Source organism: Alteromonas sp. AO-Serp (assembly GCF_017849675.1).
Taxonomy (GTDB): Bacteria; Pseudomonadota; Gammaproteobacteria; order Enterobacterales; family Alteromonadaceae; genus Alteromonas; species Alteromonas macleodii.
The window spans coordinates 1-2,477 of record NZ_JAFLMX010000244.1; the positions used below are offsets into that span (position 1 = coordinate 1).

3 protein-coding genes are annotated in these 2,477 nt (G+C 48.3%); all 3 read left to right on the forward strand.

All coding sequences use genetic code 11. The features are described from left to right. Positions 1-383 (forward strand): type II toxin-antitoxin system death-on-curing family toxin (locus QVA83_RS16425; RefSeq protein WP_287498695.1); only part of this gene is annotated, 383 nt, incomplete at its 5' end. Positions 384-388: 5 nt separating this feature from the next. Beyond that, a complete protein-coding gene (locus tag QVA83_RS16430) occupies positions 389-1,384 on the forward strand; it encodes an RNA-dependent RNA polymerase family protein (protein WP_287498696.1) in 996 nt (331 codons plus the stop codon). A gap of 36 nt (positions 1,385-1,420) precedes the next feature. Further along, a complete protein-coding gene (locus tag QVA83_RS16435; protein ID WP_287498697.1) occupies positions 1,421-2,449 on the forward strand; it encodes an IS630 family transposase in 1,029 nt (342 codons plus the stop codon). The last annotated feature ends 28 nt before the right edge of the window (positions 2,450-2,477 follow it).

Here is a 2,477-nt window from a genome sequence, read left to right on the forward strand (position 1 = left end):
GATTGGCCGGCACTAAAGATATTGGCCAACTGGAGAGTCCCTTAGAACATATCCAGAATGACTTGTACTACCCAGAGATGGAAGACAAGCTGACCCATTTAGTTTTCTCTATTAACAAAAATCATGCGTTTAATGATGGCAATAAACGTTCATCACTGGTCTTAGGCGCTTACTTCCTTGAGTTAAACGGCTTCGATTACGTGGTGAAACGGTTTGTTAAAGAGATGGAGAATATCGCTGTTTGGGTCGCCGATAACGTAATCGACAAAGACTTACTTCATCAGATAATCAGCTCTGTCATTTACGAAGACGATTATTCAGAAGCCATAAAGCTGGCTATCGTAGAGGCCGTTGAGGCAGCCAAGCAATTAAATCAGGGATAGGTATTATGAGCTACCGTGCAGCGTTCAATGGCTGGAACAATCTCACAATCGAAGACCTTCTTGTCGCATACCGAAAAGCCAAAGCCGACTGCTTCTTCGAAAACACATTCCCCACTGCGATTAAGTTCGCAGAATACGAACAAGACCTGCTGGCCAACCTAAATGACCTGTTAAGCCGATTGAAGAGTAACTCAGGCTTTGAAAGCGATGAGGAGCTGCTCGGGGATTTTCGATTACTACCAAAGAAGCTATCCACTGATAGAAAGGCAGATAGTACCGAAAATGGCCATGTACATTTCTCCAAACCTGAACGGGCAGTCGAAAGCCTATTCAAAAATTACGATATAACGCCTGAATTCCGGATTGTGGGGGACTTTCCGGTTGATGCCCACATCATCTCAGCCTTGTGGATCAATATGATTGGCCACCAGTTTGATGCCAAGCTCGACGACAGCTGCTATGGCGCACGGCTAAAGCGCATCCGGAACGATGAACTATTCGCAGAGGACGATGATAAGCCATTCCATATCAGCTCCATTGGCTCGTTTGTACCCTATTTCCAGCCATATCAAAAATGGCGAAGCGATGGTTTAAAGGCCATTCGTTATGAGCTGGAAAAGGATCGCGACGTTATTGCGGTTTCTCTCGACTTGAAGAGCTACTACCACTTTATTGACCCGATGGCGATTTCTGGTACAGCGTTACTTGAAGCACTTGATCTGGAGCTGACAGATGAAGAGAAGGCCTTTACCGAACAACTCGCAAGTTTTCTATGCGCCTGGGCTAAGGGTGCTGAAAAATTCGGCCAGTCCGTTGGGGGCAAGAAAGCCAAGATAAGCGGAGGATTGGTGATAGGTCTGACGTGCAGCCGTATTATTTCCAATGCATTGCTTTACAGGTGGGACAAGCTTGTTCTGGAGAAATTAGCGCCAATTCACTATGGCCGCTACGTAGATGATACTAAGAAGTACAAAAGTAAGCGGACATCATTTATAATGTAGGCATTGTTCAACCGACCTTATCGGAGTTGCCTACTCATGCGCCATACTGACGGTCGTAAACTGGATCATAAAACTCTGGAAGCTCTTCGCATTCGTGCTGTCCAACAGGTTATGGATGGTGAAAGTCCTGAAGTTGTCATCAAAGCCCTGGGTATGAGTCGGGCCCGTATCTATGAATGGCTGGCTGCTTTCCGTGAAGGTGGGTTTGACGCACTGAAGGCCAAAGAGATTCCCGGACGTCCGAAAAAGCTTAGCGGCGAACAGATTCGGGAGCTTTACACCTGGATTACCACCTTTACCCCGGACCAGTTGAAGTTCGATTTTGCCTTGTGGACCCGGGGTCGGGTACGGGAGTTGATCCGGCAAAAGTTCAACGTTCGACTCAGTGATGTCTCTGTCGGTCGCCTGCTTCGCAACCTGGGGCTGACACCGCAAAGGCCACTGCACCGGGCGTACCAGCAGAAGCCAGAGGCTGTAAAGCAGTGGAAAGAGGAAACTTACCCAGAGATTCGCAAAGAAGCCAAGAAGGTCGGCGCCACCATCTATTTTGGTGATGAGGCCAGCATACGTTCTGACTACCATAGTGGCACTACCTGGGCGCCCATCGGAGAAACGCCGGTGATTCGCAATACCGGTAGTCGCTTCAGCATCAATATGATCTCTGCCATTTCCCCCCGTGGAGAGCTTCGGTTCAAAACCATTGAAGGGACAATGAATACGGACGCCTTCATTGGGTTCCTCAAAGCATTGGTACAAGACGCCGAAAAGCCGATATTCCTGATTCTGGATAACCATCCAGTGCACCATGCCCGCCGGGTCCGGGCATACGTGGAGGGCCTCAACGGCAAGCTCAAGCTGTTCTTCCTGCCGCCTTACTCACCGGAACTGAATCCTGATGAGTCCGTTTGGGGCTACATCAAATACCACCACGTCGGAAAAAAGATCATAAACAGCAAAGACCAACTTCGGAATATCGTTTATCGACAACTTCGGCGGTTACAGAAACTACCCCGGTTATTGAAGTCTTTTTTCGGTCATCCGGACCTGGCGTATATCGCCGGGTGATGTTCGCTTACTTTGTTTCTGATTAGTA

Excerpts from the sequence above, each read along its gene's own strand:
- QVA83_RS16430 (WP_287498696.1), top strand. The coding sequence starts at position 389 with ATGAGCTACCGTGCAGCGTTCAATGGCTGGAACAATCTCACAATCGAA.
- QVA83_RS16435 (WP_287498697.1), top strand. The coding sequence starts at position 1,421 with ATGCGCCATACTGACGGTCGTAAACTGGATCATAAAACTCTGGAAGCT.